At 71.6% G+C, this 819-nt stretch carries 1 protein-coding gene; it reads right to left on the reverse strand.

The window, feature by feature from the left end:
* Window positions 1-819, reverse strand: an 819-nt coding sequence (locus ABEA26_RS36115; protein ID WP_345598322.1) for an ANL family adenylate-forming protein, incomplete at both ends; no start/stop codon positions are given.

An 819-nucleotide genomic window follows, 5' to 3' on the forward strand; every position in this document is an offset into this window, starting at 1 on the left:
CCCAGCCGGTCGTCGGCAGTTTCCGGCGGATGTCGATCAGGCTGGGGACGTAGGTGTCGGACAGTGCCTCGGCGACGTGACGGCGCAGTTCCTGGGGATCCAGGTCGGCGCCGGGCTCGGGCACGACGGCGGCGTAGATGTGCTCCACCCGGTCGGCGTCCTCGACCCCGCACACCGCGGCCTGGGACACGCCCGGGGCCTGCCTGAGTACCTTCTCCACCTGCTCGGGGTGGATGCGGATTCCCTTGACCTTCATCATGTTCGCGAGCCGGCCGCTCAGGTGCAGGTAGCCGTCGGTGTCGAGCTGCCCGAGGTCGCCGGTGCGCACCCAGCCGTCACGGACGAGTGCCGCGGTGAGTTTCGGCTCGTGCCAGTAGCCGGCCGTGGGCCAGCGTGGAATCGCGCAGACCTCGCCGACTTCGCCGACGGGCAGCACCGCGCCGGTGTCGGGGTGCCGGATGCTCAACGCCTCGGGGTTCACCGGCCGGCCCACGGTGGAGCAGGCGCGCGGGTCGTCGTGGTCGCCGGGGGGGAGCATGGTGAGCACTCCGGTCTCGGTCGTGCCGTACACCTGGATCAGTACGGGGCCGAAGATTTCCCGGGCCTTGCGCAGCTGGAGCGGGGCCCCGGGGCTGCCGGTGTAGATCAGCTCGGTCAGGCTGGACAGGTCGGTGGCCGCCCGGTCCGGGTGCTCGGCCAGCGCGTACACCTGCGGGGTACCGAGGATGAGCCGGCTGATGCGGTGCTGAGCGATCGCGTGCAGCACGGCCGCCGCCTTGAAGCCGGGATGCAGCACGACCATGCCGCCGGTGACGAGCG

The sequence above is a fragment of the Streptomyces marokkonensis genome (assembly GCF_039539045.1).
GTDB classification, from domain to species: Bacteria; Actinomycetota; Actinomycetes; order Streptomycetales; family Streptomycetaceae; genus Streptomyces; species Streptomyces marokkonensis.